Origin of the sequence: Kribbella sp. VKM Ac-2566 (genome assembly GCF_004366005.1) — a bacterium.
GTDB classification, from domain to species: Bacteria; Actinomycetota; Actinomycetes; order Propionibacteriales; family Kribbellaceae; genus Kribbella; species Kribbella pratensis.
In genome coordinates this window covers 162595-188462 of record NZ_SODT01000013.1, presented here as the reverse complement: position 1 = coordinate 188462, position 25868 = coordinate 162595, and the positions used below count along the sequence as shown (strand labels likewise).

General features: G+C 69.1%; 27 protein-coding genes. 12 read left to right on the top strand and 15 right to left on the bottom strand.

From position 1 onward, the window contains the following. Positions 1-77 precede the first annotated feature (77 nt). Both EV647_RS31575 and EV647_RS31570 read left to right on the top strand, forming a co-directional pair. Positions 78-863, top strand: coding sequence for an ANTAR domain-containing protein (locus EV647_RS31575; RefSeq protein ID WP_134009489.1), 786 nt, complete (start codon positions 78-80; stop codon positions 861-863). Further along, the gene (locus tag EV647_RS31570) at positions 863-1591 is read left to right on the top strand and encodes a GAF and ANTAR domain-containing protein (protein ID WP_134009487.1); all 729 of its coding nucleotides are present in this window, start codon (positions 863-865) and stop codon (positions 1589-1591) included. The genes EV647_RS31575 and EV647_RS31570 overlap by 1 nt, the downstream gene beginning before the upstream one ends. A 227-nt stretch (positions 1592-1818) precedes the next feature. On the opposite strand, the gene EV647_RS31565 is transcribed toward EV647_RS31570, so the two are convergent. The 8 genes from EV647_RS31565 to EV647_RS31530 are packed head-to-tail and all read right to left on the bottom strand — an operon-like array spanning position 1819 to position 9775. Further along, the gene (locus EV647_RS31565; RefSeq protein ID WP_134009485.1) at positions 1819-2961 is read right to left on the bottom strand and encodes an acyl-CoA dehydrogenase family protein; all 1143 of its coding nucleotides are present in this window, start codon (positions 2959-2961) and stop codon (positions 1819-1821) included. A gap of 12 nt (positions 2962-2973) precedes the next feature. Beyond that, positions 2974-4110, bottom strand: a complete 1137-nt coding sequence (locus EV647_RS31560; RefSeq protein WP_134009482.1) for a CaiB/BaiF CoA-transferase family protein — start codon at positions 4108-4110, stop codon at positions 2974-2976. Positions 4111-4144: 34 nt separating this feature from the next. Further along, positions 4145-4534, bottom strand: a complete 390-nt coding sequence (locus EV647_RS31555) for a hypothetical protein (RefSeq protein WP_134009480.1) — start codon at positions 4532-4534, stop codon at positions 4145-4147. Then, the gene (locus EV647_RS31550) at positions 4531-5256 is read right to left on the bottom strand and encodes an SDR family oxidoreductase (protein WP_134009478.1); all 726 of its coding nucleotides are present in this window, start codon (positions 5254-5256) and stop codon (positions 4531-4533) included. The genes EV647_RS31555 and EV647_RS31550 overlap by 4 nt, the downstream gene beginning before the upstream one ends. 18 nt (positions 5257-5274) lie before the next feature. Beyond that, entirely contained in the window at positions 5275-6183 is a 909-nt protein-coding gene (gene sigJ, locus EV647_RS31545) for an RNA polymerase sigma factor SigJ (protein ID WP_134009476.1), read from the bottom strand. Then, complete coding sequence (locus EV647_RS31540) at positions 6176-6739, bottom strand: DinB family protein (protein ID WP_238177490.1); 564 nt, start codon at positions 6737-6739, stop codon at positions 6176-6178. The genes sigJ and EV647_RS31540 overlap by 8 nt, the downstream gene beginning before the upstream one ends. Then, complete coding sequence (locus EV647_RS31535) at positions 6736-8187, bottom strand: cobyric acid synthase (RefSeq protein WP_134009474.1); 1452 nt, start codon at positions 8185-8187, stop codon at positions 6736-6738. Before EV647_RS31535 ends, EV647_RS31540 begins: the two co-directional genes overlap by 4 nt. A 28-nt stretch (positions 8188-8215) precedes the next feature. Then, the gene (locus tag EV647_RS31530; protein ID WP_166679777.1) at positions 8216-9775 is read right to left on the bottom strand and encodes an MFS transporter; all 1560 of its coding nucleotides are present in this window, start codon (positions 9773-9775) and stop codon (positions 8216-8218) included. A gap of 111 nt (positions 9776-9886) precedes the next feature. Between EV647_RS31530 and EV647_RS31525 the strand changes: the two genes are divergently transcribed. The 5 genes from EV647_RS31525 (at position 9887) to EV647_RS31505 (ending at position 14487) form a co-directional block, all read left to right on the top strand. Next, entirely contained in the window at positions 9887-10186 is a 300-nt protein-coding gene (locus tag EV647_RS31525; RefSeq protein ID WP_134009472.1) for a GNAT family N-acetyltransferase, read from the top strand. 115 nt (positions 10187-10301) lie between these two features. Further along, the gene (locus EV647_RS31520) at positions 10302-10832 is read left to right on the top strand and encodes a YbaK/EbsC family protein (RefSeq protein ID WP_134009470.1); all 531 of its coding nucleotides are present in this window, start codon (positions 10302-10304) and stop codon (positions 10830-10832) included. A 15-nt stretch (positions 10833-10847) separates the two neighbouring features. Continuing rightward, positions 10848-12401, top strand: a complete 1554-nt coding sequence (locus tag EV647_RS31515) for a response regulator transcription factor (RefSeq protein WP_134009468.1) — start codon at positions 10848-10850, stop codon at positions 12399-12401. Positions 12402-12477: 76 nt separating this feature from the next. After that, the gene (locus EV647_RS31510; RefSeq protein ID WP_134009466.1) at positions 12478-13566 is read left to right on the top strand and encodes an NAD(P)/FAD-dependent oxidoreductase; all 1089 of its coding nucleotides are present in this window, start codon (positions 12478-12480) and stop codon (positions 13564-13566) included. 99 nt (positions 13567-13665) lie between these two features. Further along, complete coding sequence (locus EV647_RS31505) at positions 13666-14487, top strand: helix-turn-helix transcriptional regulator (RefSeq protein ID WP_134010333.1); 822 nt, start codon at positions 13666-13668, stop codon at positions 14485-14487. A 1-nt stretch (position 14488) separates the two neighbouring features. Here EV647_RS31505 and EV647_RS31500 read toward each other — a convergent pair whose 3' ends face one another. Further along, positions 14489-14929 (bottom strand): organic hydroperoxide resistance protein, encoded by a 441-nt coding sequence (locus tag EV647_RS31500; RefSeq protein WP_134009464.1) that lies wholly within the window; start codon positions 14927-14929, stop codon positions 14489-14491. Positions 14930-14951: 22 nt separating this feature from the next. Further along, positions 14952-15905, bottom strand: a complete 954-nt coding sequence (locus EV647_RS31495) for a zinc-binding dehydrogenase (RefSeq protein ID WP_134009462.1) — start codon at positions 15903-15905, stop codon at positions 14952-14954. Positions 15906-15970: 65 nt separating this feature from the next. On the opposite strand from EV647_RS31495, the gene EV647_RS31490 reads away from it, so the two are divergent. Beyond that, on the top strand, positions 15971-16621 hold the full coding sequence (locus EV647_RS31490) for a TetR/AcrR family transcriptional regulator (protein ID WP_238175082.1): 651 nt from the start codon (positions 15971-15973) through the stop codon (positions 16619-16621). Here EV647_RS31490 and EV647_RS31485 read toward each other — a convergent pair. From EV647_RS31485 to EV647_RS31470, 4 genes are all read right to left on the bottom strand, one after another. Further along, positions 16605-17351, bottom strand: coding sequence for a sulfite exporter TauE/SafE family protein (locus EV647_RS31485; RefSeq protein WP_134009460.1), 747 nt, complete (start codon positions 17349-17351; stop codon positions 16605-16607). The genes EV647_RS31490 and EV647_RS31485 overlap by 17 nt on opposite strands. Positions 17352-17466: 115 nt before the next feature. After that, positions 17467-18615 (bottom strand): SPFH domain-containing protein, encoded by a 1149-nt coding sequence (locus EV647_RS31480; RefSeq protein WP_134009458.1) that lies wholly within the window; start codon positions 18613-18615, stop codon positions 17467-17469. A gap of 140 nt (positions 18616-18755) precedes the next feature. Next, positions 18756-19274, bottom strand: coding sequence for an NfeD family protein (locus tag EV647_RS31475; RefSeq protein ID WP_134009456.1), 519 nt, complete (start codon positions 19272-19274; stop codon positions 18756-18758). A 71-nt stretch (positions 19275-19345) separates the two neighbouring features. Then, entirely contained in the window at positions 19346-20128 is a 783-nt protein-coding gene (locus EV647_RS31470) for an ABC transporter ATP-binding protein (protein ID WP_134009454.1), read from the bottom strand. Positions 20129-20189: 61 nt separating this feature from the next. On the opposite strand from EV647_RS31470, the gene EV647_RS31465 reads away from it, so the two are divergent. The 4 genes from EV647_RS31465 (at position 20190) to EV647_RS43540 (ending at position 24555) form a co-directional block, all read left to right on the top strand. After that, entirely contained in the window at positions 20190-20924 is a 735-nt protein-coding gene (locus EV647_RS31465; protein ID WP_238175083.1) for a hypothetical protein, read from the top strand. A gap of 53 nt (positions 20925-20977) precedes the next feature. Continuing rightward, complete coding sequence (serB, locus tag EV647_RS31460) at positions 20978-22195, top strand: phosphoserine phosphatase SerB (RefSeq protein ID WP_134009452.1); 1218 nt, start codon at positions 20978-20980, stop codon at positions 22193-22195. Positions 22196-22221: 26 nt separating this feature from the next. Continuing rightward, positions 22222-23100 (top strand): GNAT family N-acetyltransferase, encoded by an 879-nt coding sequence (locus tag EV647_RS31455; protein WP_134009450.1) that lies wholly within the window; start codon positions 22222-22224, stop codon positions 23098-23100. A 66-nt stretch (positions 23101-23166) separates the two neighbouring features. Then, positions 23167-24555 carry a glycoside hydrolase family 16 protein gene (locus EV647_RS43540; protein ID WP_134009448.1) on the top strand — a complete coding sequence of 463 codons (1389 nt, stop codon included), beginning with the start codon at positions 23167-23169 and terminating at the stop codon, positions 24553-24555. Between the two features lie 126 nt (positions 24556-24681). Here the strand turns inward: EV647_RS43540 and EV647_RS31445 are convergent, their stop codons facing one another. Then, the gene (locus tag EV647_RS31445) at positions 24682-25623 is read right to left on the bottom strand and encodes a hypothetical protein (protein ID WP_134009446.1); all 942 of its coding nucleotides are present in this window, start codon (positions 25621-25623) and stop codon (positions 24682-24684) included. Positions 25624-25868: the final 245 nt, after the last annotated feature.

Genomic DNA, 25868 nt, shown 5'->3' with positions numbered 1-25868 from the left:
GCGCTATGAACAACATCTCGACGATCCCGCTAGGGTGGAAGTTCCGCCCACTGGCGGTTCGATTATGGGCGGATTGGGTGGATCACGACCGTAGCGCGAAGGTGTGGGGAGCGATCAGAGCCGTTGCCGACGGCGCGGCCCCGTCGCTCGCGCACGCCGTGTCGGCCTGCTCACAGGCGCTGTCCGCGGCCGGCGCGGGGCTCGCGATGACGCGCGATGGCGGACTGCTCGAGCCGGTGCTGGCCACGGGTCCGGAGATCGGTGAACTGGACGAGCTCCAGTTCGAGCTCGGCGAGGGGCCGAGTGGTGACGCGTCCGCCATCACTGCGCCGGTGCTCGAGGCGAACCTCGGCGGGGTCGCGGCCGGCCGGCGGTGGCCGGCGTTCGCCGCGGCTGGTGTCCAACGGGGTATGTGCGGCGTCTTCGCGTTCCCGGTCGCCGCCGGAGCCGCGAGGGTCGGCGTACTGACCGTTTACCGGCGGGAGCCGGGACCATTGCAGCGCGAGCAAGTGGAGCAGGCGCTGGTCTTCGCCGATGCGCTCTTCGTGCTCGCCCTGGACAACCGTCACGGTGTCAGCGCGGATCTGGACCAGGTGATCGAGGCTGCGTTCACCGCTCGCCGGGCCGAGGTCCACCAGGCCGCGGGCAGGCTCGCCTCCCAGCAGCGCATCAGTGTCACCGACGCGCTGGCCCGGCTGCGCGCCTACGCGTACAGCAGTGGTTTGCCGTTGTACAAGATCGCCATCGACGTGATGGCCGATCGCCTGCACCTCGACGGTGATCACCCCCCGGGGGGCGGTCCACCGCCGAAGCCGCAGCTGAATGACCCCGGAACGGCCGAGAAGGAAGAGGAGGAGAACTGATGAGTGCGTCCGACCGCAGAGTGCGCGAGGTGTTCATCGAACTGTCGGACACGCTTGTCGACGACTTCGACGTCATCGAGTTCTTGGACCGGCTCGCCGCGCGCTGCAGCGAACTGCTGGGGGTATCGGCCTGTGGCATTCTCCTCGCCGATCATCACGGTGCGCTGAACCTGGTCGCGGCCTCCACCGAACAGGCCCGGCTGGTCGAGCTGAACCAGCTGCAGAACCTCGAGGGCCCGTGTTTCGACGCGTTCAGCACCGGCCGCTCGGTGCAGCATCCGGACCTGCGGACTGCTCGAGGGCGCTGGCCCCGCTTCACCGCAGCCGCTGTCAGCGGCGGGTATCTCTCGGTGCAGGCGCTGCCGATGCGATTGCGCGACACAGTCCTCGGGGCGGTGAATCTGTTCAGCAGGACCACCGGGGAACTGGATGCCGACACCATCACCCTGGGGCAGGCGCTGGCCGACGCGGCCACGATCGGCATCGTGCACCAACGCGCTCTCGCCCGCCAGGAGATCGTCACCGAGCAGCTCCAGACCGCTCTGAACAGCCGGATCCTGATCGAGCAGGCGAAGGGATTCCTCAGCCACAGCCTCGACATGGATGTCGACGAGGCCTTCGCCTTGATGCGTTCGTACGCTCGGACCAACAACCGTCGCCTGACCGATGTCGCCGACGACGTCGTCCAGGCCAGGCTGGATCTCACCCCATCCCCGTCGCCGGAGTAGTTGTCACAAGCCGTGGCGCCTTGCTGACTTACGGGTTAGGGTGATCGGAGCCTGTTCGGGCATGCCCAAGACCTCGGCGCCAGGTGTGTCGCGCCGCCGGAGGGGTTGCGCACGACACACGGTGAGACCCACCACAGGACGCTCACACCGTCTGGCTGGTGATCAGGCGCAGGACCCGTCGCGACGGCGCCACCCCACGTGCGCACCGTGCGACGGTTCCCCTGCGTCTAGACTCCCATCGTTCGCCCGATGATCTCTTTCATGATCTCCGTGGTGCCGCCGTAGATGGTCTGGATGCGGGTGTCCAAGTAGGCCTTCGCGATCGGGTACTCGGTCATGAAGCCGTATCCGCCGTGCAACTGCAGGCACCGGTCGACGACCTTCTTCTGCAGCTCGGTGGTCCACCACTTGGCCATCGCGGCCTCGGCCACGGTCAGCGTTCCGGCGTTGAGTTCCTGGATGCAGCGGTCGACGAACACCCGGGCGATCTGGGTCTCGGTGGCGAGCTCCGCGAGTACGAAACGACTGTTCTGGAACGATCCGATCGGACGGCCGAACGCCTTGCGGTCCTTCACGTACCGCAGCGTGTCCTCGAGCATGTTCTCGCAGGCGGCGGCCGCGACCACCGCGATCGTCAATCGCTCCTGCGGCAGCTTCTCCATCAGGTAGCCGAAACCCTTGCCCTCCTCGCCGAGCAGGTTGTCCACGGGAACCCGGACGTCGTCGAAGAACAGCTCCGCGGTGTCCTGCGCCTTCAGCCCGATCTTGTCCAGGTTCCGCCCGCGCTCGAACCCCGGCATTCCACGCTCGACCACGATCAGCGAGATCCCCTGCGCCCCGGCGTCCGGGTCGGTCTTGGCCACGACGATCACCAGATCGGCGAGAATCCCGTTGGAAATGAAGGTTTTCTGCCCGTTCAGCACGTAGTGGTCGCCGTCGCGCCGAGCGGTGGTCTGGATGCCCTGCAGATCGCTGCCGGCCCCGGGCTCGGTCATCGCGATCGCGGTGATCGTCTCCCCGGAACAGAACGCCGGCAGCCAGCGCGCCATCTGCTCGTCGGTCGCGTAGTCCAGCAGGTACGCCGAATTGATGTCGGTGTGGATGGTGAAGCCGACCCCGCTGGCGCGAACCCGGGTCAGCTCCTCGATCAGCACGGTGTTGAACCGGAAGTCACGAACGCCGCCCCCGCCGTACTGCTCCGGCATCATGAAGCCGAGCAGGCCCGCCGCACCGGCCGCGGTCCAGAGCTCCCGCGGGACGATCCCGGCGTCCTCCCAGCTGTCGTGGTGCGGGACGATCTCCTTGTCGCAGAACGACCGGACGGTCTCCCGGAAGGCGTCGTGATCGGCGTCGAACAGCTGACGTTCCACGGGCGGTTCCTCTCAGTTCGGGCGGTGCTGGTTCTGGACGGCTGCGCCGGACTCCAGCAGCCCGTCGATGTCGGTGATTCCCCAGTCGGCCAGCGCTTCCCGGGTGTGCTCCCCCGGTCGCGCGGGCGGTCGGTCCAGGCGGGTCGGCGTACGGTCGAAGCGCGGCGCCGGTGCCGCCTGCCGGACGCCGTGGTGGTCCACGAACGTGCCTCGGGCAACGAGGTGCGGGTGGTCGCCGGCGAGTGGCAGCACTGGCGCGACGCAGGCGTCCGAGCCGTCGAACAGCTCGGTCCACTCCGCCTGAGTCCGCTGCCGGAACGCCTCGGCCAGAACCTTCCGCAGCTCCGGCCACTGCGACGGATCGTTGCGGTCCGGCGCGTCCAGACCGAGTTTGCCGATCAGCTCGGCGTAGAACTGCGGTTCCAGCGCCCCGACCGCGACATGCTTCCCGTCGGCGGTCTCGTACACGTCGTAGAACGGCGCACCGGTGTCCAGCAGGTTCGTCCCGCGCTCCTGCCGCCACGACCCGGCCGCGAGGGCCCCGAGCAGCATCGTGGTCAGGTGCGCCGATCCGTCCACGATCGCCGCGTCCACGACCTGTCCCCGCCCGCTGCGCTGCGCCTCGTTCAGCGCCGCGAGGACGCCGATCACCAGGTACAGCGAGCCGCCCGCGAAGTCACCGAGCAGGTTCGCCGGCACCTGCGGCGGTCCGTCGGCCCGCCCGATCAGATGCAGAGCGCCGGACAGCGCGAGGTAGTCGATGTCGTGCCCGGCCGCTTGCGCGAGCGGACCGTCCTGCCCCCACCCGGTCATCCGCCCGTACACGAGCCGTGGATTGATCGCGTGACAGTCCGCCGGCCCGAGCCCGAGCCGCTCGGCCACCCCGGGCCGGAATCCTTCGACCAGTACGTCGGCCTGCGCGACCAGCCGCCGTACGACGTCCACGGCGGCGGGCTGCTTGAGATCCAAGGCAGCGCTCCGACGGCCGCGGTTGACGAGATCCAGCTCCGGCGGGCCCATCGACACGCTGCCACCGGGGCGATCGATCCGCAGCACGTCAGCGCCGAGCTCGGCGAGCATCATGCACGCGAACGGCGCCGGACCGAGGCCGGCCAGCTCGACCACCTTCACGCCCTCGAGTGGACCCATGGGCGCTATTGTGACAGTTCTACTGTCACAGTCGTCAAGTCAACTTGCGCGTCCCCACCAGAGCGGTCAGCGGCAGGACCACCATCAGGATCACGACGGCGGCGAGTACGACCGACCATCCCGGCTCGCCTTCCTCGAGATGGGCGAGGTGGAAGATCATGTGCGGCAGCGAGAACGCGAGATACGCCAGCAGCGCCACGGCCGCCAAGTAGCGGTCCAGGCGAATCGCGGCGGCGGTCAGGACGATCCCCAGCCCGAGCGAAGCACCGCCGAAGTCGTGGAAGAGATGGTCGCTGTACGGCGGTGTCCAGTCGACCGTCGGCACGTGGTCGTAGAAGGTCTTCGGAGTGAACGTCAGCCACCCACCGAGAACCAGCTCGAACGCGGCGAAGACGATCAGCACCGCGCGGACGTAGCCCTTCATCGGAGGTAGTCCGCGAAGGTGATCCGCCCGTACGCCGGACCGTCCACCATCGCCGCGCCGTCGGCGTACGCCCGGAAGATCTTGCCGCCCAGCCGCAACGGCAGCACCGGCCGGCACGAGGACCGCGCCTGCTTCCACATCCGGGCCAGTTCGAGAACAGGCCGCCGCTCCGGACCGCCGATGTCCGCGACGCGACCGTTCACCGGAGGCTCGTCGACGAGTTCGGCGAGCCGGACCGCGACGTCCTCGACCGCGATCGGCTGCAGCGGGATCGCGGGGGCGAGCACCATCGGCACGAAACGCTGGGCGCTCAGGACTCGATCGACGAGGTTGTGGAACTGGGTAGCCCGCAGGATCGTGTACGGCACGCCGGACTCGGCGACCAGGCGCTCGACCTCGAGCTTGTGCCGGTAGTACGCGAGCGGAATGCGGTCGATGCCGGCGATCGACATCACCACGAGGTGCTGCACACCCGCGGCGGCTTTGAGCAGGTTGCGAGTCTGCTCGATGTCCCGGCGGCCCTGGCTCGTGGCCAGATGCACAACCACCTCCGACCCGTCGATCGCGGCGGCCAGTCCCTCGCCGGCCGTCAGGTCGCCGACGACCCGGTCAGGTCCGGGCTTCCGGCTCAACACCCGGACCTGATGATCAGCGGCGCACAGTCGAGCCACGGTCGGCCGGCCCAGGGTGCCGGTTCCACCGGTGACAAGGATGGAATTCATTTGCTGGTGTCCTCTCCGTCACCAGCTGAGATCGGGTAGCCCTTCGATTTGTGACAACTGGGCGACGGCGAAGGCCAGCTTTTCCGGGTTCATCACGAACTGCACGTCGGTGATGCCGTCCGGTCCGATGCCGATGAAGCAGATCGCCATGGTCCCGCTGGGCCCGACGGCCAGCAGCGCGGGGCCGCCGTTCGCCTCCGCCAGGTGGGCCTCGATACCGGCGCCGAAACGCTGCAGCGCCCCGGACAGGTAGCGCGCGACCCGGTCGCGGCCGACCAGCACGTTGCGCGCGGCGGACACCTTGCCACCGCTGTCGGCGCGCGACTCCACGTCCTCGGCCAGCAGCTTCTCGAGCTCCTCGATCTCCCCCAGCCGCGCGGCCGCGATGAACCGCTCGACCAGCTTCCGCCAGCCTGCCCGGTCGACCGGCTGCTGGCTCGGTCCCTCGGCGCTGAGCTTCTTCCCCGCCCGTGACGCCAACTGCCGCGCGTTCGCCTCCGACGTGCCGATCAGCTCGGCAACCTCGCGGTACCCGTACGCGAACGCCTCGTGCAGCACGTACGCCGCTCGCTCGGCAGGCGTCAGCCGTTCGAGCAGGAGCAACAGCGCGAACGACACCGATTCCCGCTCCGCCACAACCTCCAACGGACCGAGCGCGTCGAACTCGGCCCGCCCTGTCAGTACAGGTTCCGGCAGCCACTGCCCGACGTACAGCTCCCGCCGCGCCCGGGCCGACGTCAGCTGCTTGATGGACAGGTTCGTGACGATCTTCGCCAGGTACGCGTCCGGATCACGCACGGTCGCGCGGTCGGCATCCTGCCAACGCAGCCACGCGTCCTGCAGAATCTCCTCGGCATCCGTCGCCGTACCGGTCATCCGGTACGCAATCCCGAACAACCGACCCCGCAGCCGTTCGAAATCATCCATCCCGGAACGTGTCCGCGGCTCGCTGGATCTTGGCGTAGAAGTTCGTCCAGGCGGCCTCGTCGAGCTGGTCGGCGTCCTTGCCGCCCTGGCCGTCGATCAGTTCGCGGACGATGTCCGCGTGGCCGGCGTGGTGTGCGGTCTCGTCGACGACGCGGACCAGCAGCGCGCCGAACGTCGTACTGCGTTGGCCTTCGACCCAGTGCGGCACCTCGGCCGGATGGTCCAGGTCGAGCTCGGCGATGGAGAGGTCGCTGTGCGCGCAGGCCTCGCGGTAGAGGCCAGTGATGTACTCCGTCGACTCTGACGGCAGTGCCCACATGTCGGCACCACCCCAGACCGAACCGTCCTCGTTCCAGGGCAACGGCTTCTCCGGTGGGCGACCGACACTCGTGCCGAGGTACACCTGCTCGATCCCGATCAGGTGCTTGACCAGCCCGAGCAGGTTGGTCCCGGACGGCACGAGCGGACGACGCCGGTCGTACTCGCTCAGCCCGTCGAGCTTGGCCAACATCAGCGCCCGGGTGTCCTGGAGATACTGCTGGAGGTGAGACTTCACGGCGCTCCTGGGGGGATGAACGGGACGGATGGTGCGCCGTGCTCGATCAGGTGCAGGAGCGCGGCGGTGTCGGCATACTCGTCGATCATGTCGGCGAGGCGGTCCAGCCGCTCCTCGCGCAGCCCTGCGAACGAGACCGAGCCGTCCGGCGCGGGCTTGCCGGTGAGCGCGGCGACCTCGGTGAGGAACGCGTGCCGCGCCGCGTCGTCGTCGAGCAAACCGTGCCAGATCGTGCCCCACGTGTTGCCGCTGCGGCAGCCACCCGGGAACTCCGACGCGTCCCCGATCACGTCGACGACTCCATGATGGATCTCGTACGCCGTTCGCGCCGGCCGGGCCAGCGTCTTCTCCCGGGCAAAGGTGGTTGCTACCGGCAACAGCCCGAGACCGGTCTCCGAGCCACCCGACTCGACCTCGTACGGGTCGGAGATCGTCGCGCCGAGCATCTGGTAGCCGCCGCAGATGCCGAGCACCGGACGGCCCGCCGCGATCCGTGCCGCCACGGCGTCGGCCAGACCGAGGGACCGCAACCATTCCAGGTCGGCACTGGTCGCGCGCGAGCCCGGCAGGACGACCAGGTCGGCGTCGCGGATCTCCCCCGGGCTCGTGGTGAAGAACACGCTGTTCGTCGGCTCCACCGCGAGCGCGTCCAGGTCGGTGAAGTTGCTGATCCGCGGGAACCGCACCACCGCGATCGTCAACAGGTCGCCCGGCGAAGTACGCCGTACCGGGATGTCCAGCGCGTCCTCGGAGTCCAGCCACAGCTCGGGCAGCCACGGCAGTACGCCGTACGTCGGGCGGCCGGTGACCGAGGCGAGCATGTCGATCCCCGGCTGCAGCAGTGAGACGTCGCCGCGGAACTTGTTCACCAGGAACCCGCTGATCAGCGTCTGGTCGGCGGCGTCCAGCAGCGCGACGGTCCCGAACATCGACGCGAACACTCCCCCGCGGTCGATGTCGCCGACCACGACGACCGGAGCCTTGGTGTGCTGCGCGAGCCCCAGGTTCACGTAGTCCGACTGCCGCAGGTTGATCTCGGTCGGACTGCCCGCGCCCTCGCTGATCACCACGTCGTACCTCGACGCGAGATCGTCGTACGCCGCGAACGCCGCCTTCGCCAGCTCCGCGCGCTCGGTGAGGAAGCCGCGGGCGGACAGCTCACCCCACGGCTCGCCCATCAGGACGACGTGGCTGCGCCGGTCGCTGCCCGGTTTGAGCAACACCGGGTTCATCGCGGCCTCGGGCTCGGCGCCGGCGGCGACGGCCTGGATCCACTGCGCGCGGCCGATCTCGGTGCCGTCCGCGCAGACCATCGAGTTGTTCGACATGTTCTGCGCCTTGTACGGCGCCACCCGAACACCCTGCCGCGCCAGCCACCGGCACAACCCGGTCACGACCGTCGTCTTGCCCGCGTCGGACGTCGTACCGGCGACCAGGAGAGAGCCCACCCGGCTTACCTTAATGCGCGCATCCGGACTACTCGGGTGGCCGGTCGGTGCTCTGGTCGGTGCGCTGGTCGCGCGTCCGGCTCGGGATGCGCGGTGTCGCTCCCTGGAACCTGGTCGCGCCGGCGGTTTCGCGTGCCGACAGCGGCTTGGCGATGTTCTCCAGTGACCGGCCTTCCGCGTTGACACCGAAGAACCAGGCGATGAGACCGCCGGCCAGCATCACGGCCGCGCCGATGATGTAGCCGACCGTGAGCGGTCCGCGTGCCGGGTGGTCGCCCTCGCCGATCAGCGAGGCGAACAGGTACGGCGCGATCACGCCGCCGGTCAGCTGCGAGATCGCGAAGAAGAACGAGATGGCCTGCCCGCGGAGCTCGATCGGGAAGATCTCGCTCACCGTCAGGTACGCCGACGACGCGCCGGCCGACGCGAAGAAGAACACCACGCACCACAGCCCGGTCAGCGACGCGGCGTTCAGTGCGCCGGCGTTGAACAGCAACGCGGTGACGAACAGCACCACGGCCGACAGCGTGTACGTGCCGAGAATCATCTTCCGGCGGCCGACGGTGTCGAACAGGTGCCCGAGCAGCAGCGGACCGGCCAGGTTGCCGATCGCGAACGGGAAGAAGTACAGCGCGACGCTGGAGTCGTTCAGACCGAAGTACGACTTCAGCACCAGCGCGTAGGTGAAGAAGATCGCGTTGTAGAGGAACGCCTGGGTGACCATCATCGAGAAGCCGAGGAACGAGCGGCTGCGGTAGTCGCGGAGCATCACGCGGGCGATCTCGCGGTACGTCACCGGCGGGTAGTCGACCACCTCGATCGCCTCGTCGTCGCGGACCTCGCGCAGTTCGCCACCCTGCCGCCGTACCGTCGCCTCGATGTCGTCGACGGTCCGCTCGGCCTCCTCGACCCGCCCATGGGTCATCAGCCAGCGCGGGCTCTCCGGGATGTGCCGGCGCAGGTAGATGATGATCAGGCCCATCACCGGGCCGATCAGGAAGCACAGCCGCCAGCCCCACTCGACCGGGATGATGTCGGTGTTCAGGAAGACCAGGCCGACCGCGGAGCCGATCAGCGCGCCGCCCCAGTAGGTGCCGTTGACGCCGATGTCGACGCGGCCGCGGTACCTCGACGGGATCAGTTCGTCGATCGCGGAGTTGATCGCGGCGTACTCACCGCCGATGCCCATCCCGGCGATGAACCGGAAGACCAGCAGCGAGCCGAGGTCCCAGGACAGGCCGGCCGCGCCGGACGCGATCAGGTAGACAAGTAGCGTGACGATGAACAGGCTGCGCCGGCCGAGCCGGTCGGTCAGCCGGCCGAACAGCAGCGCGCCGACCACCTCACCGGCCAGATAGATCGACGCCATCAGACCGACCTCGGAGGTGGTCAGGTGCAGGGTCTCTGGTTCCTTCAGCACGTTCCCGACCAGGGAGACCAGCTGGATCTCCAGACCGTCCAGGATCCAGGAGACGCCCAGACCGACGACGATCATCCAATGGAACTTGGTCCAGGGCAGCCGGTCCATCCGGGCCGGCACGAGACTCGGTATCGCCTTGCCGTGCTCCAACGCGTGCTCGCTGCTCATCCTTGCTCCTCCCGGCCCGTGGTTGTTCGAAAGCCCTTGGGCCGGTACCCCGGGAGTGACGATCCGCAAACCCTGGGTGACGATCACCGGACAGGGCCTAAAGTTGCGGACATGGAGAACGAGATCGAGGTCGTCGACGCCAAGGACCGCAGCCGGTACGAGGCGCACGACGCCGAGGGCAACCTGATGGGCTTCGTCGACTACCGCCTGCATCCGGGCGTGATCAGCTTCCTGCACGCCGAGACGCTGCCGGAGTTCCGCGGCCGCGGCGTGGCCGGAACGATCGCCACCAAATCCCTCGACGACGCCCGGGCGCTCGGGCTCCGGGTGAAGCCGGCCTGCTCGTTCTACCAGTCGTTCCTCGAGGAGCACACCGAGTACGCCGACCTCGTGAAGGAGCCGCAGCAGTGACGGTATTGATGCCACGCCTCCGGCGCGGCGGGTCATGGGGCTGGAACTCCCGCCCTTCCCTCGTCGCTCCGGTCGCTTCGCTCCCTCCGCTCCTCAGTCCAGGACGGGAGGCCCCATGACCGGGCCTGTCATGGGGAAGCTCGAGTGGAAGCCGGCGGCCGAGGTGCCTGAGTTGCTCGCGGCGCCGGTGCGGGACGCTCTCGGAGAGCTGCCGGCGTACGCGGCCGCGATCGACGCGGAGCTCGCCGACACCGCGGCCTTCTGTGCGGAGTACGACGTACCGATGGCCGCCTCGGCGAACTGTGTGGTCGTGCTCGGCAAGCGCGGCGGCGAGGCGTCGTACGCCGCGGTGCTGGTGCTGGCCACCGACCGCGCCGACGTGAACGGCGTGATCCGCAAGCACCTCGGCGTCCGGAAGATCTCGTTCGCCGCGCAGGACGACGCGGTCGGCTCGACCGGCATGGAGTACGGCGGGATCACGCCGATCGGGCTGCCCGCCGACTGGCCGGTGCTGGTCGACGAAGCGGTCGTTCGGGCCGGGACCGTGGTGATCGGCAGCGGGATCCGCGGCTCGAAGATCCTCATCGAAGGCACCGAGCTGGCGAAGTTGCCGACCGCGACCGTGCTGGACCTCGCCCAGCACTGACACGGGCGGCGGCTGATGGAGCAGCACGACTGGCCTGCTGAGTACGCCGAACTGACGGCGGCCGACCGGCGTGCCCCACTGCCGCCCGCGGACCTCGACCGGCTCGCGGTCGCCGCGTTCGTCCTCGGTCACGACGACGAGGTCGCCGCGTACCGCGAGCGGGCCTACGAGGAACACCTCGCGCGCGGCGATGTGATGGCCGCGATCCGGACCGGCTTCTGGCTCGGGTTCCACCTGCAGCAGCGGGGCGAGCTCGGGCGGGCCGCGGGCTGGCAGGCGCGGATCGGGCGACTCGTGCCCGACGGCGTACCGCAGCTCGCCGGGCTGGTCGCGATGGCCGACGCGGCGTTGCTGATGAACTCCGGCAACGCCGCCGAGGCGCTCCCCCTGTTCGAGCAGAACATGGGGTTGGCCACCGAGCCGGACGCGATCGTGCTCGGGGCGCTCGGCCGCGGTAACTGCCTCGCGATGCTCGGTCGCGGTGCCGAGGCCCTCAAGGCGCTGGACGAGGCGATGGTGCACGTGACCGCGAGCCGCGTCGGTCCTGAGGTCGCCGGTATGGCGTACTGCTCGGTGATCGCGCTCTGTATGGACCAGTACGACATCCGCCGCGCACAGGAGTGGACGCAGACGCTGACGGGCTGGTGCGACGAGCAGCCCGGCCTCGTCCCGTACCGCGGGGCGTGCCTGGTGCACCGTGCACAGATCCTGCAGCTCCGCGGCGCCTGGGCCGACGCGGCCGGTGCTGCCGAGGACGCGTGTCACCGGCTGTCGGCGGGCATGGTCGGGAACGCGTGGTACCGGCTCGCGGAGGTCGAACGCCAACGCGGACGCTACGAGGCCGCCGAACGTGCCTACCTCGCGGCGGCGGCCGACGGGATGGACGTACAGCCCGGTCTCGCCCGGCTGCGGGCCGCCCAAGGCCGGCTCGATGTCGCCGTCGCCGGCCTGGAACGGGCGCTGGCCGAGGAAACGTTCACACCGAACCGCCCGATGCTGCTCGCCGCACGGGTCGAGCTGGCGATCGAGTGCGGCGACCGGGAGACCGCACGCAAGGCCGCTGCCGAACTGAACGAGCTGGCGCGCGCGGATTCGCCGTACCTGCAGGCTCTGGCGACGTACTCCGAAGGCGCGGTGCGGATCGCGTGCGGCGATCCGCAGGGAGCGATCCCGTGCCTGCGACGGGCGTGGACGCTGTGGCAGCAGCTCGAGATGCCGTACGAAGGCGCGCGAACTCGCCTGCTGGTCGGCCAGGCTTGCCGAGCACTCGGGGACGTCGACGCCGAACAGATGGAGATCGACGGCGCGCGAGCCGTGTTCGAGCGGCTGGGTGCGGTCGTCGAGCTGGCCGCGTTGGAGCAGTCCGATCGGAGCACCGGGCTCAGTCCTCGCGAGCTGGAGGTCCTGCGTCTGCTGGCGACGGGCGCGACGAATCGTGCTGTCGCCGAGCAGTTGTTCCTGAGCGAGCGAACGGTCGCGCGCCATGTCAGCAACATCTTCGGGAAGCTCGGCGTGTCCAGCCGGGCCGCGGCGACGGCGTACGCGTACGAGCACGGGCTGACTGGGTAGAAATGACCAGCCGCCGTTCGGAGGTTGGCATGGTCGGTTGATGTGCTGCTGTGCCGCACCGCCCTAACTTGAGGTCATGGACAGGATCGGGACCGTGGTGATCGGGGCGGGCCAGGCTGGTCTGGCGATCGGCTACTACCTGCGGCAAGCAGGTGAGGACTTCGTCGTCCTCGACGGGCACGAGCGGGTCGGTGACTGCTGGCGGGAGCGGTACGACTCACTGCGGCTGTTCAGCCGGCCGCGGTACGCGAGCCTCCCCGGGTTGCGGATCGGCACGCGGGACTGCCCGAGCCGTGACGAGATGGCCGATTACCTCGAGCAGTACGCCGTACATCACGAGCTGCCGGTGCGTACCGGCGTACGGGTGACTCGGTTGTCGCGGGACGACGACGGGTTCCTGGTGGAGACGACCGGCGGCGACTGGCGAGCGGACCAGGTCGTGGTGGCGGCCGGGATGCACAGTGTGCCGCGGTGGCCGGCGTTCGCGGGCGAGCTCGATCCGTCGATCCGGCAGCTGCATTCGCTGGAGTACCGGAATCCGGAGCAGCTCGCGGACGGGACCGTACTGGTCGTTGGCGCGGCCAACTCTGGCACCGACATCGCGCTGGAGGCCGTGAAGACGCATCGCACACTGCTCGCCGGACGGCACCCGGGGCAGGTCCCGATCGACATCGACTCGACCGTTGGACAGATCTTCACACCGATCGTGATGTTCCTGTTCAAGTATGTGCTCACTCGCCGTACGCCGATGGGCCGCAAGGCGATCGCGAACGCGGTGAAGAGCGGGTTGCCGCTGACCCGCAACAAGCTCGAGCACCTCGACGCGGCCGGGATCGCACGGATCGGGCGCATCGTCGAGGTCCGTGCCGGCAAGCCGGTGACCGCGGACGGCGACGTACTCGACGACGTCCGGACCGTGGTGTGGTCGACCGGGTCGGACCCCGACCACAGCTGGATCGATCTGCCCGTGTTCGACGACGACGGCCGGCCGCGGCACACGCGGGGCGTGTCGGACGACGTACCGGGGCTGTACTTCCTCGGCCTCGACTTCCAGTACGCGATCGCGTCCGCGAGCATCCAAGGCGTGGACCGCGATGCCCGTTTCCTCGTCAAGCATCTCGCCGGCCGGAGTACTCACCGGGCCGTACCGGTGGACAGGCGGTAGCATCACCCGCTGAAATGGGTGCGTGGCTGGGCGTGGATCAGGTTGAGTGAGCAGACAACGGTGAGCGGCGGTCAAGAGGGGCCGACCGCTCTTCGTATCATGCTCGGCGGGCAGTTGCGGCGGATGCGTGAATCCGCCGGGATCAGTCGCGCCGACGCGGGCTGGCAGATCCGGGCGTCGGAGTCGAAGGTCAGCCGGATGGAGCTCGGCCGGGTCGGGTTCAAGGAACGCGACGTCAGCGACCTGCTCGAGTTGTACGGGATGGCCGACGACGACGAGCGCTACCGGTTGATGGAACTGTCCCGGGCCGCGAACAACCCGGGCTGGTGGTCCCGGTACGGCGACGTGATGCCGAGCTGGTTCGCGAACTACGTCGGGCTCGAGGTCGCCGCGGCGCTGATCCGGACGTACGAGGTGATGTTCGTCCCGGGCCTGTTACAGACCGAGGAGTACGCGCGGGCCGTCGTACAGATGGGCAAGTCCTTCCTGCCGCATCAGGAGGTCGACCAGCGGGTGGAGCTGCGGGTGACCCGGCAGCAGATCCTCACCCGGCCGAACCCGGCCCGGCTGTGGGTCGTCATCGACGAGTCGGTGCTGCACCGGCCGGTCGGCGGCCAGGAGGTGATGCGGGCGCAGATCGAGCACCTGCTCAAGTGGTCGCAGCAGCCGAACATCACGTTGCAGGTGATGCCGTTCAGCAGCGTCGGGTATCCCGGCGCCGGCGGCGCGTTCAGTCTGCTGCGGTTCCCGGACGGCGATCTGCCGGACATCGTCTACATCGAGCACGCGGCGAGCGCGGTCTACCTGGACAAGCTCGAAGAGGTCGACGAGTACGTCGCGATCATGGAAGGGCTGACGATCTCCGCGGCCCCGGTGTCCGCCACCGAGGGCCTCCTGGAAGAGGCCCTCGCGCGGATGTAGCTCACGCTACTTTCAGGTCCACCTTGATGTTGCCGCGGGTGGCGTTGGAGTACGGGCAGACCTGGTGCGCCTTGGCGACGAGGTCCTCCGCTACCGGGCCGTCCAGGCCGGGCAGACTGACGACCAGCGCGACCTCGAGGCCGTAGCCGGAGCCGCCGTTGATCGGGCCGATGCCGACCTCGGCGGTGACGGTCGAGCCGTCCATCACATCTTGGTCCAGGCGCGCCTTGCGGGCGACGACCTTCAGCGCACTGTGGAAGCAGGCCGCGTAACCGGCCGCGAACAGCTGCTCCGGGTTGGTTCCGTTGCCGGACCCACCCATCTCGGCCGGCGGCACGACCAAGACGTCGAGCTTGCCGTCGTCGGTGGCGACCTTGCCGTCCCGGCCGCCATTAGCGGTGGCGCGGGCGGTGTACAGAACCTTCTCAACAGCGATGGTCATATCCGGTTTCTCCATATTCGATTCAGCGGGTGGGGTCGAGCAGGAGCTTGCCGACGGTCCGGCGAGCTCGCAGGTCTTCGTGGGCGGAGGCGACGTCGGACAGCGCGTACTCGCCACCGACGATCGGGCGGAGCTTGCCGCCCGCGGTCAGGTCGAACAGCTCGGTCAGCGGACCGCCGAGCAACTGCGGGTTGGCGAAGCAGTCGGCCAGCCAGAAGCCGGCGATCGTCTTCGAACCCTTCATCAACCGGCTCGAGTCGATCGGCGCGGCCGACTGCCGGGACGCCGCACCGAACGTGACCAGACGACCGAACCGGCCCAGGGCGGCGAACGACTCGTCGAACGTCCGACCGCCGACCATCTCGAGCACGATGTCGACGGGCTTGCCGCCGTTCGCCTCGAGGATGCGATCCTTCAGGCCTTCCGGCGTACCGTCGATCGCGGCATCCGCACCCAGGTCGAGGACCTGCTTGCGCTTCTCCTCGGTGGAGGCAGTCGCGATCACGCGGCCCGCGCCCCAGAGCTTGGCGAGCTGAACGGCGAGCGAACCGACCCCGCCGGCACCGGCGTGTACCAGGACGGACTCCCCTGGCTGCAGGTGCGTCGACGTCTTGAGCAGGTGCCACGCGGTGGTGCCCTGCAGGACGAGCGCGAGCGCCTGGCCGTCGGTGACACCTTCGGGAACATCCCACGCGTACGGCGCGTGCGCCACGGCCTGCTCGGCGTACCCACCGGAACCCACCAGCGCGACCACGCGGCGGCCGTCCCCGGTGTGCCCCACGACCTCGCCGCCGGGGATCAGCGGGAGCTCGGTCTTGGAGAGGTAGCTGTTCTCGACCTGGTGGGTGTCGGCGTAGTTGATCCCCGCGCGGTCGACCTTGATCAGGACCTGCCCGTCGCCGGCGACCGGCTCCGGGACGTCGCTGACCTTCAGGACCTCGGGTCCGCCGAACTCGGTGATCTGAATGGCTCGCATACATCGTACTATACACTGTACGTTAGGAGCATCGAAGGGAGATGGGTCACACATGGCTGGGTCTGATGGCTAGGACACCGCGGAACACCCTGAGCGCCGACCTGATCGTGCGGACCGCGCTCGAACTGATGGAAGCCAAGGGCACCGACGCGTTCAGCCTGCGCGGGGTCGCCGGCGAGCTCGGCGTCGGCCCGATGGCGCTCTACACGTACTTCCGGAACAAGGACGATCTGTACGACGCCGTACGCGACCATCTGATGGGGCTGCTCCCCGCAGTACCGTCGGACGCGCCGTGGCCGGACCAGGTGCGGGCGGTCTGCCGGTCGCTGCGATTGTTGATGCTCCAGCACCCTTGCCTTGCGCAACTACTTGCCGGACGGCCGCTGAGCGGGCACGAGACCGCGCGGGTCGCCGAAGGTCTGCTCGGCGTACTGCGGGCCGCCGGGTTCGACGCGGAGACCGCCGCGCGGACGCACACGACCTTGTTCACGTATGTGCTCGGCTCGACGTCGTGGGAGATCCAGATGGCGGCCGAACGCCGCGACCCCGAGGCGTGGCGGCGGCTGCGCACCTCGATGGAGTCGCTGTCGGCGCGGGACTTCCCGTCCGTCGTCGAACTCGCGCCGGAACTGGCCCGGACCACGGGCGGCGACGAACAGTTCGACTACGGCCTGGACCTACTGCTGGCGGGGCTGCAGCTCAGAACACCATCGTGACGATGGCGAGGATGCCGATGCAGACGATCAAGGCCCGGAGTGCGATCGGCGGGAGCTTCCGGCCGTAGCGGGCGCCGATGAAACCGCCGATGGTCGAGCCGACCGCGATCAGACCGGCCGCGAGCCAGTCGATGTCGTGCACGATGATGAACAGGATCGCGGACGCGGTGTTCACGACCGTCGCGAGGACGTTCTTCAGGCCGTTCATCCGCTGCAGGTTCGAGTCCAGGCCGAGGCCGAGGATCGCCATCAGCAGCACGCCTTGCGCGGCTCCGAAGTACCCGCCGTACACACCGGTCGCGAAGACGGCCGGAATCACCCACCACGCCCCGCGGTGCAGGTGCGACGGCGCACTGATCCACTTCGACAGCCACGGCTGGAAGGCAACCAGCAGACAGCCGAGCAGGATCAGGACCGGTACGACGGCATGGAAGGCGGAGTCGGGAAGCGTGAGCAGCAGCACTCCCCCGACGATGCCGCCGGCCAGCGACGCCGGCACCAGACTGATCAGCCGGCCGCGCTGCCCTTCGAGCTCGCGACGGTAGCCGATCGCGCCGGCCGCCGTACCGGGGGCAAGGCCGACCGTGTTGCTGACGTTCGCCAGCACCGGAGGGATGCCGACGGCAAGCAACGCGGGGAAGGTGAGCAGCGTGCCCGACCCCACCACGGCGTTGATCGTTCCCGCGCCCATCCCCGCCAGCAGGACGAACACCGCCTCGAACCATGTCATCGCTGCAGAACTCTACGCACCTGACCAGGCCCTCGCAGATCTGTCCGACGATTGAACACGCAAGAGCCCTCCCGGACCTTCGAAGAAACGGTCCGGGAGGGCTCTCGTGCAGTTGTCAGCGTTGCGGCGGTTCCTGGGCCGGCGGCTCCTGGGACGGGGCCGGCGGCGGCATCGACGGGGTGCTCGGCGCGGCCTGGCTGCGGCTGCTCACGGCCGCGGACTCGGCCGCGGCGATCGCTTCGCGGACCGCGTTGTCGGCCTCGGCCACCGCTGCCGGTGCCGCGGCGGTGTCGAGCTCCGCCACCTCGCCGTTGGACAGCTCCGGCGCCTCCCAGTTGCCCTCGGCTTTCTGCGCGATACCGGCCACCTGGCCGACCGCGCTGCCCAGACCCTTGAGCGCGTCGCCGATCTCGCTCGGCACGATCCACAGCTTGTTCGCGTCGCCCTGGGCGATCGACGGCAGCATCTGCAGGTACTGGTACGCGAGCAGACCCTGGTCCGGCTTGCCGGCGTGGATCGCGTTGAAGACCGTGGTGATGGCCTGCGCCTCACCCTGCGCCTTCAGGATCCGGGCCTGCCGCTCGGCCTCGGCGCGGAGGATGCGGGACTGCTTGTCACCCTCGGCGGTGAGGATCGCGGACTGCTTCTGACCCTCGGCGGACAGAACGGCCGACTGCCGCATACCTTCCGCGGTGAGGATCGCGGCGCGCTTGTCACGGTCGGCGCGCATCTGCTTCTCCATCGAGTCCTGGATCGACGGCGGCGGGTCGATCGAGCGCAGCTCGACGCGGTTCACGCGGATGCCCCACTTGCCGGTGGCCTCGTCCAGCACGTACCGGAGCTTCTCGTTGATCTCCTCACGCGAGGTCAGGGTCTGCTCCAGGTCCATGCCGCCGATGATGTTGCGCAGCGTGGTCATGGTCAGCTGCTCGATGGCCTGGATGTAGTTGGAGATCTCGTACGTCGCGCGCACCGGGTCGTTCACCTGGAAGTAGATGACGGAGTCGATCGACACCATCAGGTTGTCCTCGGTGATGACACCTTGCGGCGGGAACGCGACCACCTGCTCGCGCATGTCGATGGTGTAGCGGACCTTGTCGACGAACGGGGTCAGCAGGTTCAGGCCCGGCTGCAGGCCAGTCTTGAACTTACCGAACCGTTCGACGATGCCGACGGTCTGCTGCTGCACCACCCGGACGGACTTGATCAGTGTGACGATCACCAGTAAGGCGACCAATGCCAGCACTACGAGGAACGCGGTCACTCGACCCTCCACTCGACAGAACGCTCAGGACGGACAGTCTCCTCTATTGACGGGCCATCCGGCGTACCGGTTCCCGGCGCGTCGGCTACGTGCTGCCGCCTTGTCTCCGACAGTACTGCGAAGACAGGACCACCCAACGGTCAGGTCTGGGGCGGATCGCTCGGTTTCGGGGGCTCGGTGTTGCCGAGCTGGTGGTGCAGCGGGTCGCTGACCGGGTAGACGACCGCGGTAGCGCCGTCGATCGACATCACCTCGACGCGCGTGCCCGGGGGGATCGTCGACACCTCGTCGTACGGGCGGGCCGTCCACAGCTCGCCGCCGAGCCGGATCGAGCCGCCGCCGTCGGGATGGATCTCCTTGACCACGAGGCCGGACTTGCCGATCACGTGGGCGGAGCCGGTCTTCAACTCCTGGCCGTGATGGATCTTCCGGACGATCATCGGCCGGATCGCGGCGAGCATCGCCGCCGCGGTGACCAGACCGACGACGATCTGCAGCCACAGCAGCCCCGGGAAGATGGCCGCCACGCCGGCCGCGGTGAGCGCACCGGCGGCCAGCATCAGCAACGTGAAGTCCAGCGAGGCCAGTTCAGCCAGGCCGAGGACGGCAGCGATCGTCAGCCACGCCGCCCACATGTTGTCCCGCAGCCAATCCATCATTTCCCAAGCCTATCCACGTCGGGGGCTTCAAGTAGATGTTTGGACGCACCTCTCGGCTCGCGGGATCCGGATCAGAGGGCGCGGGCGGTGTAGCGGCCGTCCTCCTGTTTGAGGGTGAGGGCCAGGTCGAAGGTCTCGCTGAGGGTCTCCGCGGTCAGGGCCTCGTCCATCGGGCCGGCGGCGACGATGCGGCCCTGCTTGAGGAGCAGGGCGTGGGTGAAGCCGGGCGGGATCTCTTCGACGTGATGTGTGACCAGCACCATCGCGGGCGCTCCGACCGCGGTCGCGATCGAGCTGAGCGAGCGGACGAGCTGCTCGCGTCCGGTCAGATCGAGACCGGCCGCGGGCTCGTCCATCAGCATGAGTTCGGGGTCGGTCATCAGCGCGCGGGCGATCTGGACGCGCTTGCGCTCCCCCTCGGACAGGGTGCCGAACGTACGGCCGGCCAGGTGTGCGATGCCGAGTTCGGCCAGCAACGCGGTGGCGCGTGCGTGGTCCAGTTCGTCGTACTCCTCGATCCAGCGGCCGAGGACGGCGTACGACGCCGACATGACGACGTCGGACACCCGTTCGCTCTTCGGCAACCGGTCGGCGAGCGCGGCGCTGGTCAGCCCGATCCGCGGCCGCAGCTCGAAGACGTCGACCGCGCCGAGCACCTCACCGAGCAGTCCGGCGACCCCGGCCGTCGGGTGCAGCTGGGCGGCGAGGATCTGCAGCAGCGTCGTCTTGCCGGCGCCGTTCGGCCCGATCACCACCCACCGGTCGGCCTCGTCGATCGTCCAGTCGATCCCGTCGAGCAGCCGCGCGTCACCGCGGACGATCGTCACCCCGGCCAGCTCCACCACTGCAGTCATGCTCAAAACCTAAGGGGTCGCCGTCGGCGGGCGGTCGTCGGGTGGTGAGAGACTTGCGGGCGTGCTGACGACCTCCGCCTCGGTTCGGTTCACCGTGTGGACCAACGCGATGCTGGCCGGTGCCTGCGACCCCGACACCGCCGCGCAGAAGATCCTCGGCGACGACGTCGGTCACCACGTCGCGGGCCTCGCCGGGCATCCCGAGCCGGCCACGCTGCCGGTCGCACTGAATCTGCTGCGTGCCGCGGGTACGACGCAGGCGCATCTCGCGCTCCCGGTGCCGGGTGACCCGATCGGCCTGGCCGGACCGCCGACGTTCAACGAGGCCGCACTCGAGACCGGCGAGGCCGTCGTACTCACGGGACCGGAGCTCGGACTCGTTCCGGCGTACGTCGGTCCTGCGGTGCAGTGGACCGCGCTACCGGCCGCTTCGCCGCTGCCGGCCGACCTCGGTGAGGCGGACCGCGGGTTGCGGATGGCGCTGATCGACGCGGCCGAGTCGCTGGCCGCGCTGGATGTCGCACGCTGGAAGCCGGAGGTCGCGGACGCGCTGATCGACATTCGGCGGATCGGCCAGGGGCGCGGGGACGATCTGGCGCCCGGGTACGAGCCGCGCGCGGTGAAGGCCGCGGCGACGGCCAGGCGTTGTCTCGCGATTGCGGACGCCGCTCTCGACGACGACGGCGCAGCCGTCACCGGAGCTGAGGCCGATGCTCGGCGGCGGACGCTGCTCGAGCTGGCCGCCGCGGCGCGGCGGGCGCTGGTAGCGGCCTGCGCGCCGCCCGTTCACGCCTGAGATTTGGACCGGACACTGGACGGTCATCTCACTTAGGTAGCGTTCGTGGTGCGATGACTGAGCTCAGTGAGGTTGAGAGCGCGTCGGCCGACCGGCCCACGTTGCTGGTGACGTTGACGGGCAGCGACCGGCCGGGGCTGACGTCCGCCGTACTGTCGACGCTCGCGACCCGCGGGCTCGACGTGATCGACGCCGAGCAGGTCGTGCTCCGGGGACGTCTGGTGCTCGGCGTACTGCTGTCCGCGCCGCGGGACCACAAGAGCCTGAAGGAAGAGCTGAAGGCGCTGGCCACCGTCCTCGACGTCGAGATCTCGGTGAAGAAAGGTGTCGGCGACAACGAGCCACGGCGCAAGGGCCGCAGCCAGGTGACCGTGATCGGCCACCCGCTGTCCGCGGCCGGTCTCGCCGCGGTCGCCGGACGGATCGCCGACACCGGCGCCAACATCGACCGGATCAGCCGGATGGCGCGGTACCCGGTGACCGCGATGGAGTTCGCCGTCTCCGGCGCCGACCCCGAAGCGCTGCGGACCGTACTCGCCCAGGAAGGCGTCCGGCAGGGCCTCGACATCGCCGTCCAGGACGGCGGCCTGTACCGGCGGGCCAAGCGCCTGATCGTGATGGACGTCGACTCGACGCTCATCCAGGGCGAGGTCATCGAGATGCTCGCCGACCACGCCGGCCGGCTCGACGAGGTCGCCGCCGTCACCGAGCAGGCGATGCGCGGCGAACTGGACTTCGCCGACTCCCTGCGCAACCGGGTCGCGGCCCTCGAAGGACTGCACGCGACGGCCCTCGACGAGGTGTACGCCGCGATCGAACTGGCGCCCGGTGCGCGCACGCTGGTCCGCACGCTCAAGCGGCTCGGGTACCAGTTCGCGATCGTCAGCGGCGGGTTCAGCCAGATCACCGACAAGCTGGCCGCCGAGCTCGGCATCGACTACGCGAAGGCCAACGAGCTGGAGATCGTCGACGGAGTTCTCACCGGCCGCGTCGTCGGCGAGATCGTCGACCGCGCCGGCAAGGCGGCCGCGCTGCGAGAGTTCGCCCAGCGGTCCGGTACGCCGTTGTCCCAGACGGTCGCGATCGGCGACGGGGCCAACGACCTCGACATGCTGGCCGCCGCCGGCCTCGGCGTCGCGTTCAACGCCAAGCCGGTCGTCCGCGCGGCCGCCGACACCCATCTGAGCGTTCCGTACCTGGACACGATCCTCTACCTCCTCGGCATCACCCGCGAGGAAGTCGAGGCCGCGGACGCCGACACCCCGGCCTGAGCCCGAAATGCGGCACGATCGGGCCCATGGACTTCTCGGCTCGGCCCGCCACCCTTGACGACGCGCCCGCGATCCACCGCCTGATCGCCGCGGCGGAGCAGCTCTGGCACGGGCAGGCGGAATCGGCCCCCGACGCGGTGGCCGCCGATCTGCAACGCCCTCTCATCACCCTCGACCTCGACACCCGGGTGATCGAATCCGACGACCAGCTCGTCGCCTGGGCCTGGGTGCACGGCGGGCGGCGCGCGCAGATCGACGTACATCCGTCGTACGTCGGCCTGGGCCTCGGGACCCAGCTGCTCGACTGGGCGGAGGCCCGTGCCCGCGAGCACGGCACCGACTGGCTCGCGCAGACAGTCGACGACGCGGACGAGGCCGGTACGGCGTTGCTCCGGTCGCGCGGGTACGACGTACTCGCGACGAACTGGTTGCTCGAGCGACCGGTCGATGGTGCCGCGCCCGCGGTGCCTGAAGGTGTCACGGTGCGGTCGTTCGCGCCGGGTGACGAGCGGGTTGTGCATCAGGTGGTGCAGGACGCTTTCGACGAGTGGCAGCCGCGGCGGCACGAGTACGAAGAGTGGGCCAAGACGACCATCGAGCGCCCCAGCTTCGATCCCGAACTGTCGCCGGTCGCGGTCGTCGGCGACGAGGTGGTCGGCGTGGCGCTCAGCCTGCATCTCCCCGACTCACCCGATGGGTACGTCCAGCAGGTGGCCGTGCGCAGCGACTTCCGCGGCCGCGGACTGGCCCGCGCGCTACTGGCGGTCGCGGCCGACGGAGCCGGACGCCGAGGCAAGCAATCCTTGACCCTCTGGACCCACTCCGGCACCGGCGCCCTGGCGATGTACGAGCGCCTCGGCATGACGGTCCGCCGCAGTACGACGGTGTATCGCACCCAGCTGTGACGAGCTGTTGACATGCTTCCGTGAGAGCGCTCCCATTGACCTCATCCACCGCCCCTGGAGGTCGACATGCGTATCCGCCCCATCGCACTCGCCTTACTCGCACCGTTACTGGCCGCCGTGTCCCTGAGCGTCGCGGCCGACGCGAGTGTTCCAACTCCACCCGCCGGCTGGACGACTGTGTGGAGCGACGACTTCGACGGGCCCAACGGCAGCCTGCCGTCGGGTTCCAACTGGATCATCGACACCGGCCACGGCTACCCGGGCGGTCCCGGGAACTGGGGTACCGGCGAGATCCAGAACTACACGAACAGCCCCAACAACCTGTCCCTCGACGGCACCGGAAACCTGCGCATCACGCCACGGCGCGATGGCGCCGGCAACTGGACGTCCGCCCGGGTCGAGACGCAACGGAGCGACTTCAAACCGCCCGCCGGTGGGGTTCTGGCGATCGAGAGCCGGATCCAGATGCCGAACGTCACGGGTGACGCCGCGCTCGGGTACTGGCCGGCGTTCTGGGCGCTCGGTGCGCCGTACCGCGGGAACTACTGGAACTGGCCGGGCATCGGCGAGTTCGACATCATGGAGAACGTCAACGGGATCAACTCCGTCTGGGGCGTGCTGCACTGCGGCGTGAACCCCGGCGGCCCGTGCAACGAGACGACCGGCATCGGCGCCAGCCGCGCCTGCCCAGGCTCGACCTGCCAGTCCGCGTTCCACACGTACCGCTTCGAGTGGGACACCAGCATCTCGCCGAACCAGTTGCGCTGGTACGTCGACGGGCAGCAGTGGCACTCGATCAGTCAAGGTCAACTGCCGGCCGACACGTGGACGAACATGACCTCGCACGCCGGCTACTTCATCCTGCTCAACGTCGCCATCGGCGGAGCGTTCCCGGATGCACTCAACGGCCCGACGCCGCGCGCCTCCACGGTCCCCGACAAGCCGATGGTCGTCGACTACGTCGCGGTGACGGCGAAGGGCGGTACGACGACCCCACCGACGACCCCACCGACGACTCCGCCGACGACTCCCCCGCCGGGCGGCTCCTCGGCGTACAGCACCTTGCAGGCGGAGTCGTACGGCCAGCAGTCGGGCATGGGCCTGGAGACCACGACCGACGCCGGCGGCGGCCAGAACCTGATGCAGATCGGCAACGGCGACTGGGCCCTGTACCGCGGCATCGACTTCGGCGGCACCGCGGCAACACAGTTCGTCGCCCGAGTGGCGTCCGGTGCGGCCGGCGGCGTCAGCGGACTCGTCGAGGTACGCCTCGACAGCCGCAGCAACCCTCCCATCGGCAGCTTCGCGATCGCAAGCACCGGCGGCTGGCAGTCCTGGCGAACAGTCCCCGCCAACATGTCGTCCGTGACCGGCACCCACGACGTCTACGTCACCTTCACCAGCGGCCAACCCGCCGACTACGTCAACCTCAACTGGTTCACGTTCACCCACTAACTCCGCCGTACCGAACGCCCTCATCCCAAGTTTGAGAAGCCACCGACCATGAATCGCCGCCGAGAATGGTCGGTGGCTTCTCAAAGTCGCCGTCCCGGAGCGGTGCGGCGGTGGTAGGGGTCGGGGTTAGGCGGCGTGGAGCCATTGGGCGGGGTCGTGGGGGGCTGGGGCGCGCCAGATCGGCGGGTCGCCGGGGCGGGAGCTGCCTCTTGCGAAGGCCGCGCGGAGGCGGGCGATCAGGTCCGATCGCGGATCGAGGACGTCCTCCCAGCCGAAGTGCACGAGCTCTACAGCCCGATCGCTCAGTCGCTGATCGCGCCGGTAGCTGCGGCGCAACTGCCGGCGCCGTTCCTCGGGGCTCTCGCTGTCGTACTTCGCGAGACCGTCGGCCTCACCGATCGTCCGGAACTGTGGCCACCAGAAGTCCACACGCTCGGGCATCCACGCAAAGCCGTCCCAGAACTGGGCCTGGAGGATCGGCATGGGCAGGCCCGCGAGTGCGAAGACTGCTCGGGCTATCGACTCGAGCACCGACTCCGACCTCGGATCGCCGAAGCCGACCGTGTTCCGCGCCCGACGGATTCCCGGCCACTGGAACTGCCGCTCCAGCACGCTTTCGAGATCACCGATGGAGATGCCGCTGCGCAGTGCGTCGTCGACGGTCACGATCGCCTCGCGGAACGGCAGGGCGCGAGCGAGATCCACCACGGTCCTCGCCGCGGAGGTGACCGGCAGCCACAGGTGCCGAGACACATCGGCCGGGTCCAGGGTTGCACGTCGTACGACGATGTCCTGGCGGCGCTGGTTCCGCTTCGTCGTGGCCGGCCGCGTCAACCAGACCGCGGCGGCGGGAGGCGCCGACCGACGCCGGCTGTCCGTCCAGGTGCGCAGCCCCATGAGTCCGGCCGCGCTGAAGTGACTGACAACCGAGCCTGGGTGCAGTGCCTGCGCGCAAGCTGTCCGTGCCACCCCCTCGTCCAAGCGAGCGTCGATGTAGTGCCCGTGGTGGTGTTGCAGAATCTGCTTCCTCAGGAGGCGTCGCAGGTCGGCGTCTCGCAGTCCGGCCATGAGAAGAACCTGCCGGTCTCGCGGCGTCCGAACGAGCTGCAGCACTCGTTGACGAACATCCTCAGCCAGCCGATCCATCCGGCCAGCATGCGCCACAACCCCTCCCCCGCGCGTCGCACTTCCCCTCCCGCTGTGGATAACTCCTCTCGCCGAACCTCGCCGAACCAACTTTGAGAAGCCACCAACCACGGATCGAGGCTGAGAATGGTTGGTGGCTTCTCAAAGTCGGGTGGTTGGGGCGGGAT

Bases quoted from the DNA above. Each gene is read 5' to 3' on its own strand.
- EV647_RS31555 (WP_134009480.1), bottom strand. From the start codon at position 4,534: ATGAAGGGCTACGTCCGCGCGGTGCTGATCGTCTTCGCCGCGTTCGAG.
- EV647_RS31505 (WP_134010333.1), top strand. From the start codon at position 13,666: ATGCTCGGCGGGCAGTTGCGGCGGATGCGTGAATCCGCCGGGATCAGT.
- EV647_RS31485 (WP_134009460.1), bottom strand. From the start codon at position 17,351: ATGACATGGTTCGAGGCGGTGTTCGTCCTGCTGGCGGGGATGGGCGCG.
- EV647_RS31510 (WP_134009466.1), top strand. From the start codon at position 12,478: ATGGACAGGATCGGGACCGTGGTGATCGGGGCGGGCCAGGCTGGTCTG.
- serB (WP_134009452.1), top strand. From the start codon at position 20,978: ATGACTGAGCTCAGTGAGGTTGAGAGCGCGTCGGCCGACCGGCCCACG.
- EV647_RS31515 (WP_134009468.1), top strand. From the start codon at position 10,848: ATGGAGCAGCACGACTGGCCTGCTGAGTACGCCGAACTGACGGCGGCC.
- EV647_RS31570 (WP_134009487.1), top strand. From the start codon at position 863: ATGAGTGCGTCCGACCGCAGAGTGCGCGAGGTGTTCATCGAACTGTCG.
- EV647_RS31560 (WP_134009482.1), bottom strand. From the start codon at position 4,110: ATGGGTCCACTCGAGGGCGTGAAGGTGGTCGAGCTGGCCGGCCTCGGT.
- EV647_RS31500 (WP_134009464.1), bottom strand. From the start codon at position 14,929: ATGACCATCGCTGTTGAGAAGGTTCTGTACACCGCCCGCGCCACCGCT.
- EV647_RS31475 (WP_134009456.1), bottom strand. From the start codon at position 19,274: ATGATGGATTGGCTGCGGGACAACATGTGGGCGGCGTGGCTGACGATC.
- EV647_RS43540 (WP_134009448.1), top strand. From the start codon at position 23,167: ATGCGTATCCGCCCCATCGCACTCGCCTTACTCGCACCGTTACTGGCC.
- sigJ (WP_134009476.1), bottom strand. From the start codon at position 6,183: ATGGATGATTTCGAACGGCTGCGGGGTCGGTTGTTCGGGATTGCGTAC.
- EV647_RS31470 (WP_134009454.1), bottom strand. From the start codon at position 20,128: ATGACTGCAGTGGTGGAGCTGGCCGGGGTGACGATCGTCCGCGGTGAC.
- EV647_RS31530 (WP_166679777.1), bottom strand. From the start codon at position 9,775: ATGAGCAGCGAGCACGCGTTGGAGCACGGCAAGGCGATACCGAGTCTC.
- EV647_RS31445 (WP_134009446.1), bottom strand. From the start codon at position 25,623: ATGGCCGGACTGCGAGACGCCGACCTGCGACGCCTCCTGAGGAAGCAG.
- EV647_RS31495 (WP_134009462.1), bottom strand. From the start codon at position 15,905: ATGCGAGCCATTCAGATCACCGAGTTCGGCGGACCCGAGGTCCTGAAG.
- EV647_RS31490 (WP_238175082.1), top strand. From the start codon at position 15,971: ATGGCTAGGACACCGCGGAACACCCTGAGCGCCGACCTGATCGTGCGG.
- EV647_RS31525 (WP_134009472.1), top strand. From the start codon at position 9,887: ATGGAGAACGAGATCGAGGTCGTCGACGCCAAGGACCGCAGCCGGTAC.
- EV647_RS31455 (WP_134009450.1), top strand. From the start codon at position 22,222: ATGGACTTCTCGGCTCGGCCCGCCACCCTTGACGACGCGCCCGCGATC.
- EV647_RS31520 (WP_134009470.1), top strand. From the start codon at position 10,302: ATGACCGGGCCTGTCATGGGGAAGCTCGAGTGGAAGCCGGCGGCCGAG.
- EV647_RS31550 (WP_134009478.1), bottom strand. From the start codon at position 5,256: ATGAATTCCATCCTTGTCACCGGTGGAACCGGCACCCTGGGCCGGCCG.